Here is a 15,241-nt window from a genome sequence, read left to right on the forward strand (position 1 = left end):
CATTGATCGTTGGCATCGATCATTTCGTGCTGACGGTGGCGTCGCTCGACGCAACCTGCGCCTTTTATCAACGCGTGCTGGGCTTCGAACGCGTCGATACGCCGGGCCGGCCGACAGCACTTGCCTTCGGCAACCAGAAGATCAATGTCCACGAGGTTAGCCGCACCTTCGAGCCGAAAGCCCAGTCGCCGACGCCAGGATCCGGGGACTTCTGCCTGATCACCGAGCGGCCGCTCGATGAATTCCTTGCCGGTCTCGAAGCCAATCTCGTGACGGTGGAGCTCGGGCCGGTGGAACGCCTCGGCGCGCGGGGCCCGATGATGTCGGTCTATTTCCGCGACCCGGATGGCAACCTGGTCGAAGTCAGCCAGTATCTGCGGTAGCGTATCGATCATTTGGCTGCGACAATTAGCCGAAAACCGCTTCTCAAATTCGCCGCGATTGTCCGATGTTGGAGGAGACGGACCTTACCAAAATCTGGCGGTGCGGCCACCGCACGGACGGCCTCCGGTTGTTGTCGGGGTTGCGGATGGCTATATCAAAGTCGCGATTGCCTTCTGGCGACCGTAAAGCGCAAGATATGGTGGTCGAAGCCCGGCTGGAACAGCCGGCGTGTAGGCTGTGAATTGTCGGGAATAGGAAGACAGTGCTTTTTCGTCGCCGCAAGCCTGATGGCCTTTTCGAGCGGGTGCGCACCTATTTGTGGCCGCGCCGTTCGTTTTCGCGCTCGCTTCAATATTTCTCCAAGCGCATTCTGCGGCTGAAGGCCACCCCGCACGCGGTGGCGGCGGGCGTCGCCGCAGGTGTCTTTGCTTCGTTCTTCCCCGTCGGTTTCCACTTCATCATTGCCGCCGTTCTGTGTTGGGTGATCGCCGGCAATCTGGTGGCAGCTGCTCTCGGAGCTGTTTTCTTCGGCAATCCGCTGACCTTTCCGCTCTTGTGGGGCGCATCCTGGGAAACCGGCAAGCTCATCCTGCACGATCGCCTGCCGGCGCATGGCCCGCCGGCGCATCTGGGCGAGATGATGCACACGCTTTCGTTCGCCAAACTATGGCATCCCGTCCTGGAGCCGATGCTGATCGGGGCGGTGCCGCTCGGGCTGGTGTTCGGCCTGGTGTTCTACGGCATCACGCGCTGGGGCATGAATGTCTTCCGCGAACAGAGGCGCAAGCGGCTGGCTGAGCGCGCGAGACGCCGTGAGCATTCGCATCATCCCGGCGGAAGCGTCGGTTCCGCTGCCCAATGATCATCGGCATCGGCAGCGACCTGATCGACATCAGACGCATCGAGAAGTCGCTTGAGCGCCACGGCCAGCGCTTCATCCAGAGGATCTACACCGAGGTGGAGCAGGCGCGTTCGGAGAACCGGCGCGCTCGCGCGGCTTCCTACGCCAAGCGCTTTGCCGCCAAGGAGGCTTGCGCCAAGGCACTGGGCACCGGTCTGGCACAAGGGGTCTTCTGGCGTGACATGGGGGTCGTCAACCTGCCCAGCGGTGCGCCGACCATGGCGCTCACCGGCGGGGCGCTGGCGCGGCTGGAAAAGATCCTGCCCCAAGGCCATCAGGCTGCCATCCACCTCACCATCACGGATGATTTTCCGCTCGCTCAAGCCTTTGTGATCATCGAGGCGGTGCCCGTCGAAGAAGCGCCACATTGATTGCATCTGACGACCGGCATTGACGTTGCCCAGCGCGCGCCGAGACTCTATACCATCCAACGCACAATCGAGGACGACATGAGCGTGGCTGAAAAATCCCAGAAGAAATCCGGCGGGCTTGGCGAAACCGTCAGCGTCATCGTCCAGGCGCTTTTGCTCGCCCTGGTCATTCGCACGCTGCTGTTCCAGCCGTTCTCGATCCCGTCGGGCTCGATGCGGCCGACGCTTCTGGAAGGCGACTATCTGTTCGTCACCAAATGGTCCTACGGCTACTCCCGCTATTCGCTGCCTTTCGGCCCTGATATCTTCTCGGGCCGCATCTGGGGCTCAGAGCCCAAGCGTGGCGACGTGGTGGTATTCAAGTTCCCGCCGGATCCGTCCGTCGACTACATCAAGCGCGTCATTGGCCTGCCCGGCGACAAGATCCAGATGAAGGATGGCCAAGTGTTCATCAACGGCGTCGGCGTGCCGCGCGTCAAGACCGGCCAGATCGACAATCCCGACATCACGGAAAAGGATTATCCCATCGACGTCTATCGCGAGACGCTGCCCGATGGCGTCAGCTACGACACGCTGGACCTGTCGCCGAACTCGATCGGCGACAACACCCGCGAATTCGACGTGCCGCCGGGCCACTATTTCATGATGGGCGACAACAGGGACAATTCCGCCGACAGCCGCTTCACCGTAGGTTATGTTCCGGCCGAGAACCTGGTCGGCCGCGCCAACCTTGTCTTCTTCTCGATCGCCGGCAAGGCAAGCCCGCTCGAAATCTGGAAATGGCCGTCGCTGATGCGCGCTTCGCGCCTGTTCCATTTCGTCAACTAGGGCCATGGCGGCGCCAAAACGGTTGACCGCCGATGCGCTCGCCGAAGCGCTTGCGGAACGCACGGGCCATGCCTTCGCCGACCGCCAGCGCCTGCAGCGTGCGCTTACCCATGCCAGTGCGCGCGGTGCCAATGCGGGCGCCGATTATGAACGGTTCGAATTTCTCGGCGACCGGGTTCTTGGCCTTGTAGTCGCCGATATGCTGTTGGCTGCCTTTCCCGATGCCGCGGAAGGGGAATTGTCGCTGCGGCTCAATGCGTTGGTCAATGCCGAGGCGCTGTCTGATATCGCCGAGCATATCGGGTTGCCGGACCTGATCCATGCCGGATCGGACGTGCGCGGGCTCGAGGGACGCAAGCGCGTTAACCTGCGCGCCGATGCGTTGGAATCATTGATCGCCGTGCTCTATCTCGACGGTGGTCTGGAAGCGGCCCGCGTGTTCATTCACAAATACTGGCAGCCGCGTTCGCAGGCCTCGGGCGCGGCACGCCGCGACGCCAAGACCGAATTGCAGGAATGGGCGCATCAGGCGGCGGGCGCTGTTCCCGCCTATCAGGTCGACGGCCGGGAAGGCCCCGATCACGATCCGCTGTTTACCGTCAGCGTCAAGGTCGGCGCGTTTCAGCCGGCAACCGGCAGCGGCCGCTCTAAGCGCGAGGCCGAACAGGCCGCCGCCACCGCCCTTCTGGTTCGCGAGGGCGTCTGGGTTCATGAAGGGAGTGCGGCATGACCGCCGAAGACACTGCAGCCGCTCCTGTCACGCATTCCGGCTTCGTCGCGCTGATCGGCGCGCCCAATGCCGGCAAGTCGACGCTGGTCAACCAACTTGTCGGCGCCAAGGTCTCGATCGTCACCCATAAGGTGCAGACGACACGCGCCATCGTGCGCGGTATCGCCACGCACGACAACGCGCAGATCGTCTTTGTCGACACACCGGGCATCTTCAAGCCCAAGCGGCGGCTGGATACGGCAATGGTGACCACCGCCTGGGGCGGCGCCAAGGACGCCGATATCGTGTTGCTGCTGATCGATGCGGAACGCGGCATCAGGGGCGACGCCGATGCCATCCTCGAACGGCTGAAGGACGTGCGCCAGCCGATGGCGCTGATCCTCAACAAGGTCGACCGCGTCAAGCCGGAGGCGCTTCTGGCCCTCTCAGCGGCAGCGAACGAGAAAGTGCCGTTCCAGCGCACCTTCATGGTCTCGGCGTTGACCGGCTCCGGCTGCAAGGACCTGCTCGACTATCTGGCCCAGGCGCTGCCGGCCGGCCCGTGGTACTATCCGGAAGACCAGATTTCCGACCTGCCGATGCGCCAACTCGCGGCCGAGATCACCCGCGAAAAGCTCTATCTCAGGCTGCATCAGGAACTGCCCTATTCCTCGCACATCGAGACCGAGAAATGGGAAGAGAAGAAAGACGGCTCGGTGCGCATCGACCAGACCATCTTTGTCGAGCGCGACAGCCAGAAGAAGATCGTGCTCGGCCACAAGGGCGAGACCATCCGCGCCATCGGGCAGGCCGCGCGGATGGAAATATCAGGCATATTGGAGCAGAAGGTGCACCTGTTCCTGTTCGTAAAGGTGCGCGAGAACTGGGGCGATGATCCCGAGCGCTATCGCGAGATGGGGTTGGAGTTTCCTCATTAGGGCATGATCCCGAACAAGAGGGTCTGTTTTCGGGAAAGATCATGGTTGAGGTCACGATCGATGCCGCCTTGGTGCGCCGGCTGATTGCCGCGCAATTCCCGCATTGGAAGAATCTTGCGGTCAGGCCGGTTGATTTTGGCGGCTGGGACAACAGGACCTTTCATCTCGGCGACGAGATGACCGTGCGGTTGCCGAGCGCCGCCGCTTATTCCCTGCAAGTGGAAAAGGAACATCGCTGGCTGCCGAGGTTGGCGCCGCTGTTACCACTGTCCATCCCCGTACCGCTGGCGATGGGCGCTCCGGCCGAGGGCTATCCCTGGCACTGGTCCGTCTATGGCTGGATCGAGGGCGAGACCGCGAAACGGGAACGTATCGCGGATCTGTCGGAATTCGCGGCGGACCTGGCTCGGTTCCTGGTTGCGTTGAGATACGTGGACGCGACCGATGGGCCAGCGCCTGGGCAGCACAATTTCTTTCGCGGCGGACCGCTGACTGTCTATGACGGCGAGACAAGGCAAGCGATCTCGGCGCTCGGCAACCGCATCGATACCGGCGCCGCCACCGCTGTCTGGGAGATAGCCCTTGCCGCGGCCTGGGAAGGTCCTTCCGTGTGGTTCCATGGCGACGTCAGCCGGGGCAACCTCCTGGTCGAAAAGGGCAGGCTAGGCGCGGTGATCGATTTTGGCACCTGCGGTGTCGGTGATCCCTCCTGCGATCTGGCAATTGCCTGGACGCTTTTCGAAGGCGAGAGCCGGGACACTTTTCGCGCCTGCCTCGCGGCAGATGAGGCGACCTGGGCGCGCGGGCGTGGCTGGGCGCTGTGGAAGGCGCTGATCATCGCCGCCGGCCACATAGACGTCGCCCGGGCCGAGATCGAAGAATCTTGGCGGGTGATCGATGCGGTGCTGATCAATCGCGAGTGTCAGGCGTGAGGGGAAGCGCGTGACGCGCCGACATCGGACGGCGTTGAGTTTCCGATGGATTAAAAAAAGTCACTGCGGCGGGCAACTTCACATGGCCCTTCTGACGTCGGCGGAGCCCGAGGGATTGGTCAGATTTGATTCAGGGATCTGACGTCGAAAAATAAGTTATTCAATGTTTTTGTTAGAAGTAATTTTTAATTACATGAAAATAATAGAATAAATTACAGCATCAGATGAATAAATCAAAAAAATACCCAATTATTACATAAAAATGACAATGTACCATTTGTGCCAATTTGAAAATTGGTCATGGTGGGTTAGTGTTATTTGTGCAACACAGATTTAATCTGTGGTCTGAATCCGGCATATTTGTGGAATTGTCATTGAAGGCGGAAGATTGGTGGGTATGTTCGCCGCGAAAAGGGGACGCGGTGCGAGCCCTTTTTCATTGTCGGGTGAAGCGGGACAACATATCCGCCAGCCACAATTCAGAAGCCATCTTATTAACTTGACTGGAGAGGTCAGAAATGAACATCAAGAGCCTCCTTCTCGGCTCAGCCGCGGCACTGATCGCGGTGTCCGGCGCGCGCGCCGCGGACGCGGTCGTCGTCGCCGAACCGGAACCGGCCGAATACGTCAAGATCTGTGACGTCTACGGCGCCGGTTACTTCTATATCCCGGGCACCGAGACCTGCCTGCGCATCGGCGGCTATGTCCGCTATGATATCGGCGTCGGCGATTCCGGCTCGTTCGATGGCGTCAACCATGTCCAGGACCATCAGAACGCCAACGACGATCACTCGACCTACTACAAGAACACCCGCTTCACGCTGAAGACCTGGACCGGTCAGGAAACCGAGCTCGGTACCCTGAAGACCTACACCGAGACCCGCTTCAACTACGGCAACTCCTCGGGCGACTATGAAGATTCGGCCAGCACCGATTGGACGGGCCGTAACAAGTCGCTCTCGCTGCGTTTCGCCTGGATCCAACTCGGTGGTCTGCGCGTCGGTAAGGACGATACGGCTTTCGACACGTTCATCGGCTATGCCGGCAACGTCATCCAGGATACGCTGGTGCCCTACGGCGGGCAGGAGAGCAACGTCGTCCAATACTACTTCGACGCAGGCAACGGCTTCTCGGGCATGGTCTCCCTCGAAGAAGGCGCCGGCGTCGTGGGCACCATCGACAGCTATGTTCCGCATGTCGTCGGCGGCTTGAAGTACAAGGGCGACTGGGGTGCGATCACCGGCGTCGTGGCCTATGACAGCAACTACGAAGAAGTCGCTGGCAAGGTTCGCCTTGACGTCAAGGCAACCAACGAATTGTCGCTGTTCATCATGGCTGGCTACGGCACCGACGACAATCTCACCGACGATGCGAACAACGCCATCGATGCACACGGTCGCGGCTTCTACAAACAGTGGGGCGGCAACTGGGCAATCTGGGGTGGCGGCACCTACAAGTTCAACGACAAGACCTCGTTCAACGCCCAGATCTCCTATGACGACTGGAAGAATCTCGGCATCGCCGCGAACGTTGCCTATACCGTTGTGCCCGGCTTTACGGTCACGGCTGAAGTCGATTACCTCAATGCAGGAAAATTCGACGACGTCGACTTCAACAACTGGACCAAGGCCAACAAGAAGAGCAGCGTCGGCGGCATTCTCCGCTTCCAGCGCTCGTTCTAACGGATCGACTGACCTTACCAGACCGCCCGCAGCGTATCGCTGTGGGCGGTTTTTTGCGCGCTGTCCCGGAGCAAGCCCGTCTGAGCACCAGCGCCTCATCTTGATTTCGCCATCCAACGGGTGAAAAGCTCGGGCATGGAATGGCGCGACGAGGGAATCATTCTCGGCACCCGCAAGCATGGCGAAACCAGCGCCATTCTCGAGGTGATGACGCGTGCGCATGGCCGCCATCTCGGCCTCGTGCGCGGCGGCCGCTCGCGCAAGCAGCAGCCCGTTCTCCAGCCCGGCAATCGCGTCGATCTCTTGTGGCGCGCGCGCCTCGACGAGCATCTGGGCACCTTCCAGGCCGAAGCGATCGAAATGAATGCCGCCCGGCTGATGGACAGTGCCATCGCCGTCTACGGCCTTCAGACCATGGCGGCGCATCTGCGCCTGCTGCCCGAGCGTGACGCCCATGGCGGCCTCTACGAGGCGCTTTCGGTGATGATCGTCCACCTGGACGATGCCGATGCCGCCGGCGAGCTGGTGGCGCGTTTCGAACTTCTGATCCTTGATGAACTCGGCTTCGGCCTCGATCTCAGCCAATGCGCCGCCACCGGTACAAGGCAGGATCTTGCCTATGTCTCGCCGAAGTCGGGACGCGCGGTGTCGCGTGAAGCCGGCGTGCCGTGGCACGACAAGATGCTGGTGCTGCCTGCATTTCTGCAGCGCGGCTCCGGCATGCGCGCGAACTATGCGGCGATCGCGGACGCGTTCCGCTTGACCGGTTTCTTCTTCACCCGCCATGTTTACGAGCCGCGCGGCATCGATCAGCCTGACGCGCGCGCCGGCTTTCTTGCAGCGCTGCGCAAGCACCACGCGACGCACAAGCCGATCGCCGGAGAGAACGCGGCCGGGGAAATCATCAGATGAGCGAAGTCGAACTCTATCCGGGCTGGGTCTCGCCACTCGGCCTCGGCACCATTCCTCATGCCGACATCCTGAAATACACCGGCCTGGAATTGCTTCAGCGAATCATCGACGGCAAATATCCGGCACCGCCGATCTCCTTCCAGCTCAGCTTCGCCTTGACCGAAGTGTCGGAAGGCCGCGCCGTATTTCGCGGCGTGCCGAGCGAACGCCATCTCAACCCGCTGGGCAGCGTGCATGGCGGTTGGGCGGCGACGCTGCTCGATTCGGCGTTGGGCTGCGCCGTTCAGACGCTGCTCGAAAAGGGTGAGGCCTACACGACGGCCGAGTTCAAGGTGAACCTGACGCGGCCGATCACGCCCAGGACCGGCGAGGTGGTTTGTGAAGGCAAGGTGGTTCACAAGGGCCGCACCCTTGCCGTTTCCGAGGCGACGCTGAAGGACGCCGGCGGCAAGCTGCTGGCTTTCGGTACCGAGACATGTTCGATATTTCCGGCCGCCAATCTGGCGGCACGTTGAGTTTTCAGCCGTTTGGCCGCCGCATTTGAATGTCAGTGAGACGAAATGTCAGTGAAAACTGGCCTGGTTTGGGGGAACCGCCATGTTTGAAAGCCTGATCGGCCTTGTCGCCATCATCGCCTTGTTCGTCATCATTTCGCGCCAGCAGAGCCGGATCGGTCTGATCGAGCGCGAGCTTGGCGCGCTGCGCAGTCTCGTGCTTTCGGGCGTCGTGCCGCCCGTGGTCAGGCTGTCGGACCAGGAGGCGGCCGAGGGCAAGGCGCACACGTCATCGGTGGCCGCGCCCGCGGCCGACATCGCCCCGGCAGCAATCAGCGATCCGGCACCCGCGATGGTACAGGCCATGGAGGTGGAAATCCCGGCCGGCGAGAGTGTGCCCGGTCCCTGGAGCGCGCCCGAGGCAGCACCGGAAACGCCGGAGGTCGTGCCGGCCGCGGCCGCCCAGGCCGCCCGGCAGTCCGATGTCGAAACCGCGCTCGGCACGCGTTGGGCGGTCTGGGTCGGCGGCATCGCGCTTGCTCTCGGCGGCTTGTTCCTGATCCGCTACACCATCGAGGCCGGCATTTTCGGACCCGGCGTGCGGCTCACCATGGCGGCCGTGCTCGGGTTGGTGCTGGTCGCCGGCGGCGAGTTCATTCGCCGCACCGGCTTCAAGGTGCCGGTGCAAGATGTTGCCGGCGCCTATATTCCGGCGATTCTGACGGCGGCCGGTGCCTTCATCCTGTTCGGCACCGTCTATGCCGCCCATGGCGTTTACGGCTTCATCGGCCCGGCTCTTGCCTTCACGCTGCTCGGTGCGATCGGTATTGCGACCATCGCCGCCGCGCTCGTCCATGGCCAGGCGCTGGCTGGCATCGGTCTTGTCGGCGCTATGGTGACCCCGGTGCTGATCGCTTCGCAGGCGCCCAATCCCTGGGCATTGTTCGGCTATCTCGCCATCGTGCTCGCGGCCACCGGCGTCATCGCCCGCATGCGCGACTGGCAAGCGCTGATGGCGGCCGCCTTTTTCGGCACCGGCATCTGGACCATCCTCTACATGACCGACGCGCCGGGCGCGGACCTCTCCGCCATCCTGTTCATCGACGCCGTCACGCTGGCCGTGCTGGCTCTTGTCTGGCTGAGCGGTCGGGGCAGCGAAGCGGAAAGCGGCTTCGACTGGCCATCGATCGTGCCGGGGGCTTTCATCGCGTTTTCGGCGCTCGGCCTGTCGGTCGACGCGACATTTGTCGCGGCAGGCTATGCCTTGCCAGGCGCCTTGGTTCTCGTCGCCCTTGTCGCCACCGCATTCTTCCGGCCGCGCGCGGTGCCGCTGCTGCACGCAGCCGGGCTGGTGACGGTGATGATCCATCTCGGCATCATTCCGCCCACCACCATTGGCTCCGATTTCTCCCAAGGCAATCTGGGCTTTGACGGCTTGCCGGTGGCGGCCGGAAATGCCTTGACGCTGCGTATCGGTATTGGCCTCGGCCTTGTCTTCCTTGCCGCCGGCTTGTGGACCGCCCGCCGCTTTGCCGCCTCGGCGCGGACCCGAGCAGCCTCGTGGGCTGCATGGGGCGTCATCGCGCCTCTGGTCATCCTGCTGGCGCTCTGGCTCACCTTCGGCAATCTCGACCGTGATTTTGCATACGCTGCGGTCGCGGCCCTGCTGGTCGTGATCCTCGCCGCCGGCGGCGAGTGGATCGCGCGGGCCGAGGAACCACCGCTCGAGGGCGGTGCCGCAGTGTCCTTTGCCCTGGGCGGCGCAGCAGTCGCCGGCCTCCTGATGCTGCATATGGCTTTTGGTTCCGGCTGGACCACCATCCTGCTCGGCGCCGCGGCGATCATGCCGGCGCTCGCCACGCGCCGGCGCTCTTATCCTGTGCTCGGCTGGATTTCAATCGCCGCCGTCATCGCGGTGCTTGGCCGCGTCGCCTTCGACCCGACGATTGTCGGCGCCGGGTTCTTGTCAACGACACCGGTCTTCAACTGGTTGCTTCCGGGCTATGGCGTGCCGGCGCTCGCCTTCGGCTTCGCGGCCTGGCAACTCGCCCACACCACCAATGGCCGACCGCGCCTCGCCATGGAGGCCGCGGCGGCGCTGTTTACGCTGCTCACGCTCGCCATGCTGGTGCGCCACGCCATGCATGGCGGCGTCATCAACAGCGATGCGCCGACGCTTGCCGAACAGGCGATCTACACGCTGATCGCCATCGGCGCTGGTGCCATCCTGATCGCCATCGACCGGCGCTCGCCAAGCTCGGTGCTGCGCTATGGTTCGATGGCGGTGGGCGTGGTCTCAGTCGCCTTCGTCGTCATCCAGCATTTCCTGGTGCTCAATCCGTTGTTCACCGACGAATCGACCGGTCGGATCCCGGTTTTCAATCTTTTGTTCCTGGCCTATCTCCTGCCGGCCGTCGCCGCTGGCGGCCTGGCGCTCTATAGCAGGGGCAAGCGGCCGAAATGGTATTCGGCCATGCTGGCGCTGGTGGCGGCGCTGCTTGCCTTCGCCTATGCCACGCTCTCGGTGAGGCGCCTGTTCAAGGGCGAGTTCATTGGCTTGTGGAGCGGCCTTGGCCAGTTGGAGACCTACACCTATTCGGCACTCTGGCTGGTGATCGGCGTGGCGCTGCTGACGGCTGGCGTCTGGCTGAAATCGCAGGTGCTGCGTATTGCTTCGGCCGGGCTGATCGCGGTCGCCGTGCTCAAGGTCTTTCTGTTCGACATGTCCGAACTGGAAGGTGTGCTCAGGGCGCTATCCTTCATCGGCCTTGGCGCGGTGCTGATCGGCATCGGCCTGTTCTATCAGCGGCTTTTGACGCGGGCGGCGAAGGAAAAAGGCTAATCGCCCGCGAATCATTGGGTTTTCTTGCCGGTCGGGAATAAACCGGCAGCAGCCAGCGTTATCTCGTTGCTTGGGTGACCGGAGCGGCGGACCGCTTCGCGCTGGCCGCTTGCGCCGTGCCGGGAAGGCGCGTTCAATCGGAATCAACAAGGGCGACCTCAGAACCAGCGGTCATGGACGAAAAGAAGGCAGCAATCCTTGGCGAAATACCGCGCCTGCGCCGCTACGCACGCTCGCTTCTGCGCGACCGTGATTCTGCCGACGACCTCGTTCAGGACTGCCTCGAGCGCGCACTGTTGCGGCTCGACAACTGGCAGACAGGAGAAAGCCCCAGGAGGTGGCTGTTTACGATCATGCATCATTTGTTCATCGACCAGATGCGCAAGGTGAACCGCCGCGGCGAAGCGGCGATGCTGCCGCTGGAGGCGGGCGAGGCGGTTGCCCAGCCGCCCGAACAGTTGGAGGGCATTGCTTCGCGCGAGATCATCAACGCATTGCAGGCGATCAGCCCCGATCGCCGCGCGGCCCTGGTCATGGTCGCCATCGAGGGATTTTCCTATGCCGAAGCCGCCAACATTCTGGGTGTGCCCGCGGGCACGCTGATGTCGCGCATCGCGCGTGGGCGTGAGGAACTGCGGGGGTTGCTGGACGACACAGCGCGCCGCCGCGCCATAAGGATCGTCGAGAAATGATCCGCCGCGATTTTTCCGAACGGGACATCCACATGGCGCTCGACGGCGAACTGCCGGCCGATGAGCGTGCCGCCTATGATGCCTGGCTCGATGCCAATCCGGAGATGAGGGCGAGGAGCGTCCGCTTCACCGCCGACCGCGAGGCATTGCGTGCCGCCTTTGCCGGCGTGCTGGATGAGCCTGTTCCCGCGCGCTTGCGCAAGGTGGTGCTCGGCGAAGCGCCTGTTAAGGCAGCGGTGCCACGCTCGCGCTGGTGGCTTGCCGCCGCCGCGGCGGTGCTTCTGACCACGGGCGGATTTGGCGGCTACTTTGCAGGCATCGGTGGCCTCGGGCAGGAGGATCCGGCGGAGGATCGGCTCGCCGAACAGGCGATCGCCGCCCATGTCATCTATGCCGCCGAGAAGCTGCATGCGGTGGAAGTGCCGGCCAGCGACAAGGATCATTTGCAGACCTGGCTGTCCAACCGGGTCGGCCTGAAGCTGGTGGCGCCGGATCTGAGCGCGAACGGGTTCCAACTGGTTGGTGGCCGGTTGCTGCCGGCCGGTGAAGGCAAGGCGGCAATGCTGCTCTACGAAGACGACAAGGGCGAGCGCATATCCCTCTTCGTGACGGCGGAATCGACGGAGAATGCCAAGGGTACCTACGCTTCGGCTCAGGACGGTCCGCAGGCCGTCTATTGGCTGGACAAGGGCTATGGCTGTGCCGTCGTCGGTTCGCTGCCGCGCGAGCAATTGGCGGCCGTGGCCAAGAGTGCGTATGGGCAGCTTCTGGCCGGTCTCGCCAGTTGAGCCGGCGGCGATCTCGGCTTGAAACAGCGATTCCGTTCAAAGCTTGTCAGCTTCCCTGCCGCCGCGGAAACTGTCACAATTCGGCCCTAATCAAGGAGCGATAGCGCTTGATGAATACCGGCGCTTCGGCCGGTGTTTGCGACGCTTTGACTGGGGCCGTTTCCGCAACGCAATCGAGGTTTTCTCAAGCCGCATGCCTGCCGAGATCCGCACGGCCCGCGCGTCTGACGTCGATGACCTCGCCGCCATCGAGAAAGCTGTCTTCTCGAGCGACCGCATTTCCCGCCGCTCCTTCCGCCAGTTCATCGAGCGCGAGACCGCCGAGACGCTGGTCGCCGAAATCGATGGCCGCGTCGGCGGTTACGCGATCGTGCTTTTTCGCAAGGGCAGCGGCGTGGCACGGCTCTATTCCATAGCCGTCGGACCGTTTTTCGGCGGGCTCGGCATAGGCCGCCAATTGCTGTCCGCGGCCGAAGAGGCAGCCTTCGAACACGGCCGCATGATGCTGCGTCTCGAAGTGCGCGAGGACAATGGCCGTGCCATCCGCATCTACGAGCAGGGCGGATACCGCAAGATTGGCCGGGAGCCGGGTTACTACGAGGACGGCGCGACGGCGCTGCGCTATGAAAAGACCCTGCGCGGCGACCTTCCGGTCGCCACCAGGGTGCCATTCTATCAGCAGACCTGCGAGTTCACCTGCGGTCCATGCTGCCTGATGATGGCCATGGCCAATTTCGATCGTGGCTTCGTACCCGACCCGGTGATGGAAATCCGACTCTGGCGCGAGGCGACGACCGTCTTCATGATGTCCGGGCCGGGCGGCTGCGAACCATTCGGTCTGGCTGTCTCGGGGTATGAAAGCGGGCTCGCGGCGGAAATCTTTGTTTCCTTCTACGGCGCGTTGTTCCTGCAATCGGTGCGTAGCGAGGACAAGCGCCGGATCATGGAATTGGCCCAGGTCGACTTTCGCCGCCGAGCGGAACTTTACGGTATCCCGGTGAATTACCGTCCGTTCACCATCGACGATATCAGGGCGGCTCTCGCCGGGGGCAAACTCGTGCTGGTGCTGATCAGCGGCTTCCTGATGTTCGGCAAGAAGGTGCCGCATTGGGTGCTGGCCATCGGCGATGATGGCGACCATATTCTGATCCACGATCCGTGGGTCGAGGATGAAAGGCAGGAAACCATCCTTGATGCCGCCAACATTCCCGTGCCTTACGGCATCTTCATGAACATGGCGCAGTTCGGCCGCGACGGACTGCGTGCCGCCATCACTTTGGGAAAGAGATAATGACCTGGGTCATTCTTACCGGCAGGCAAAGCGATCTCGACCAGGTGGCGACACCGCACAAGATCATCACCAATCGCGACTATCTCGCGCATCCCTCGCTGTTCCGCGGCCAGCGGCCGAAGGTCATCAACCTGTCGAACAATTACGGCTACCAGAGCCGCGGCTATTACGCGTCGCTGCTGGCGAGTTCGCGCGGCCACAAGGTCATCCCGACCGTCGAGACGATGATCGACCTGTCGGAGCGCAAGCTCTACGAGCACGCCTTGCCGGAACTGGAACTGGCGCTCAACAAATGCCGCAAGGACCTCGGCGGCGTATTTCCGGCGAAGGTCTGTATCTTCTTCGGCATCGGCCCGTCCAAGGTCTGGGACCGTTTTGCCAAGCTGTTGTTCGACTGGTTCCGGGCGCCGGCGCTCGAAGTCCACATCAAGGACAGCGCCGAATGGGCCTCGATCCGCAAGATCGGCTTCCACCCGCTGGCGCGGATGACCGAGGACGAGGAAAAAAGCTTCATCCAGTGCCTGGAGACCTACACCAACCGAGAGTGGCGCGACACCAAGGGCCGGACGCCGGCGCGCTACACCTTCGCCACGCTGGTCGATCCGCATGAGGAATTGCCGCCGTCGGAAATCTCCTCGCTGCGCTACTGGGCCAAGATCGCCGAAAAGATGGGGGTCGAAATCGAGCCCATCACCAGGAAGGATCTCGCCAAGCTCGCGAATTACGACGCGCTGTTCATCCGCGAGACCACCTCGATTTCCAATCACACCTATCGTTTCGCCCGCCGCGCCCAGCAGGAAGGCATGCCTGTCATCGACGACCCGCTGTCGATGATCCGCTGCACCAACAAGGTCTATCTCAACGAACTGATGGCCTACAACAAAGTGCCGGTGCCGCCCACGGTGATGATCGCCGGCGCCTCTGATCTCGAACTCGCGGCGCAGACGCTGGGTTTTCCCCTGGTGTTGAAGATCCCGGATTCGTCGTTCTCGCGCGGTGTCAAGAAATGCGCCAATTTCGAGGAACTGAAGACGCTTGCCACCGAATGGCTCGAGGATTCCGATCTTCTGATCGCGCAGAAATTCATCCCGACCGAATATGACTGGCGCGTCGGCGTGCTCGGCGGCCAGCCGCTGTTTGCCGTGCACTATCTGATGGCCAAGAAGCATTGGCAGATCGTCAACCACAAGGCCAATGGCAAGCCCGACCAGGGCGGCATCAAGACCTTCACGCTGAAGGAGACGCCGTCTCATGTCGTCGAGACGGCGGTGAAGGCGGCGCGCTGCATCGGCGACGGCCTCTACGGTGTCGACCTCAAGGAGACCAAGGACGGCGTCTTCGTCATCGAGGTCAACGACAACCCCAACCTCGACCATGGCTGGGAGGATTCCGGCGAGAAGGACGAAGTCTGGGTGCGGTTGACGCAGTGGTTCCTGGAGCGGCTGGACAGGCCGGGGCGGTAATCAACCGAGGGCAG

General features: G+C 62.6%; 15 protein-coding genes. All 15 read left to right on the plus strand.

Features of this window, described 5'->3' with window-relative positions:
* The first annotated feature begins 2 nt into the window (after positions 1 to 2).
* The 15 genes from EN861_RS12155 (at position 3) to EN861_RS12225 (ending at position 15,227) form a co-directional block, all read left to right on the plus strand.
* Positions 3 to 383 carry a VOC family protein gene (locus EN861_RS12155; RefSeq protein WP_167531192.1) on the plus strand — a complete coding sequence of 127 codons (381 nt, stop codon included), beginning with the start codon at positions 3 to 5 and terminating at the stop codon, positions 381 to 383.
* 263 nt (positions 384 to 646) lie between these two features.
* Entirely contained in the window at positions 647 to 1,246 is a 600-nt protein-coding gene (locus tag EN861_RS12160; RefSeq protein ID WP_127276212.1) for a DUF2062 domain-containing protein, read from the plus strand.
* Positions 1,243 to 1,656: a holo-ACP synthase gene (acpS, locus tag EN861_RS12165; RefSeq protein ID WP_127276214.1), complete on the plus strand. Its 414-nt coding sequence runs from the start codon at positions 1,243 to 1,245 to the stop codon at positions 1,654 to 1,656. Before EN861_RS12160 ends, acpS begins: the two co-directional genes overlap by 4 nt.
* Positions 1,657 to 1,734: 78 nt before the next feature.
* Positions 1,735 to 2,484: a signal peptidase I gene (gene lepB / locus EN861_RS12170; RefSeq protein ID WP_027144187.1), complete on the plus strand. Its 750-nt coding sequence runs from the start codon at positions 1,735 to 1,737 to the stop codon at positions 2,482 to 2,484.
* 4 nt (positions 2,485 to 2,488) lie between these two features.
* Complete coding sequence (gene rnc / locus EN861_RS12175; protein ID WP_127276216.1) at positions 2,489 to 3,214, plus strand: ribonuclease III; 726 nt, start codon at positions 2,489 to 2,491, stop codon at positions 3,212 to 3,214.
* The gene (gene era, locus EN861_RS12180) at positions 3,211 to 4,131 is read left to right on the plus strand and encodes a GTPase Era (protein ID WP_127276219.1); all 921 of its coding nucleotides are present in this window, start codon (positions 3,211 to 3,213) and stop codon (positions 4,129 to 4,131) included. The genes rnc and era overlap by 4 nt, the downstream gene beginning before the upstream one ends.
* A 41-nt stretch (positions 4,132 to 4,172) precedes the next feature.
* On the plus strand, positions 4,173 to 5,063 hold the full coding sequence (locus EN861_RS12185) for an aminoglycoside phosphotransferase family protein (protein ID WP_189343615.1): 891 nt from the start codon (positions 4,173 to 4,175) through the stop codon (positions 5,061 to 5,063).
* Between the two features lie 518 nt (positions 5,064 to 5,581).
* The gene (locus tag EN861_RS12190; protein ID WP_127276222.1) at positions 5,582 to 6,745 is read left to right on the plus strand and encodes a porin; all 1,164 of its coding nucleotides are present in this window, start codon (positions 5,582 to 5,584) and stop codon (positions 6,743 to 6,745) included.
* A gap of 135 nt (positions 6,746 to 6,880) precedes the next feature.
* Positions 6,881 to 7,657, plus strand: coding sequence for a DNA repair protein RecO (recO, locus tag EN861_RS12195; protein ID WP_135863736.1), 777 nt, complete (start codon positions 6,881 to 6,883; stop codon positions 7,655 to 7,657).
* A complete protein-coding gene (locus tag EN861_RS12200; protein ID WP_135863738.1) occupies positions 7,654 to 8,172 on the plus strand; it encodes a PaaI family thioesterase in 519 nt (172 codons plus the stop codon). The genes recO and EN861_RS12200 overlap by 4 nt, the downstream gene beginning before the upstream one ends.
* An 82-nt stretch (positions 8,173 to 8,254) precedes the next feature.
* A complete protein-coding gene (locus tag EN861_RS12205) occupies positions 8,255 to 10,993 on the plus strand; it encodes a DUF2339 domain-containing protein (protein ID WP_135863741.1) in 2,739 nt (912 codons plus the stop codon).
* Between the two features lie 173 nt (positions 10,994 to 11,166).
* On the plus strand, positions 11,167 to 11,685 hold the full coding sequence (locus tag EN861_RS12210; protein ID WP_127276227.1) for an RNA polymerase sigma factor: 519 nt from the start codon (positions 11,167 to 11,169) through the stop codon (positions 11,683 to 11,685).
* Positions 11,682 to 12,473, plus strand: coding sequence for an anti-sigma factor (locus tag EN861_RS12215; protein WP_127276229.1), 792 nt, complete (start codon positions 11,682 to 11,684; stop codon positions 12,471 to 12,473). The genes EN861_RS12210 and EN861_RS12215 overlap by 4 nt, the downstream gene beginning before the upstream one ends.
* Positions 12,474 to 12,666: 193 nt before the next feature.
* Positions 12,667 to 13,764, plus strand: a complete 1,098-nt coding sequence (locus EN861_RS12220) for a peptidase C39 family protein (RefSeq protein ID WP_127871387.1) — start codon at positions 12,667 to 12,669, stop codon at positions 13,762 to 13,764.
* Positions 13,764 to 15,227 carry a RimK family protein gene (locus EN861_RS12225; protein ID WP_127280355.1) on the plus strand — a complete coding sequence of 488 codons (1,464 nt, stop codon included), beginning with the start codon at positions 13,764 to 13,766 and terminating at the stop codon, positions 15,225 to 15,227. Before EN861_RS12220 ends, EN861_RS12225 begins: the two co-directional genes overlap by 1 nt.
* Positions 15,228 to 15,241: the final 14 nt, after the last annotated feature.

The sequence above is a fragment of the Mesorhizobium sp. M8A.F.Ca.ET.218.01.1.1 genome (assembly GCF_004791165.1).
Classification (GTDB): Bacteria; Pseudomonadota; Alphaproteobacteria; order Rhizobiales; family Rhizobiaceae; genus Mesorhizobium.